This window comes from Paenibacillus sp. F024, assembly GCF_057814255.1.
The window spans coordinates 1-439 of the sequence record NZ_JBVASZ010000103.1 but is presented as its reverse complement, the minus strand read 5'-3'; the positions used below and the strand labels follow the sequence as shown (position 1 = coordinate 439).

Genomic DNA, 439 nt, shown 5'->3' with positions numbered 1-439 from the left:
AGGTGCGGCTGGATCACCTCCTTTCTATGGAGTCCATGTCGTCTGCAGGGCGACGGACAAATCTGCAGCGAAGCTGCAAAAGCACTCACTCGTGTTCAGTTTTGAAAGGTGCAATGCCTTTCAAGCTTATGATGTTCTTGGCAAAAGTTGATGGTTGCATCAACCGCAAGAGCATGATAAGATAACGTTCCTGTCGTTAAAACGGCAGTGAAACACAACGTTTGTTCCTTGAAAACTGGATATCGAAACAAAGCAATAAATGCTGAATCATCCTTAGATCTTTTGATCTAGATTACGTGGAGTTATATGGTTTTTGAAATGTATAACGAAGCATTGGTTAAGCTAATAAGAGCACACGGAGGATGCCTAGGCACCAGGAGCCGATGAAGGACGTGGCGAACGACGAAATGCCTCGGGGAGCCGTAAGCAGGCTTTGATC

At 45.6% G+C, this 439-nt stretch carries 1 rRNA gene; it reads left to right on the top strand.

What is annotated here, in order from left to right:
- Positions 1 to 335 precede the first annotated feature (335 nt).
- Positions 336 to 439, top strand: a 23S ribosomal RNA gene (locus tag ACZYR9_RS27570); the annotation flags it as partial.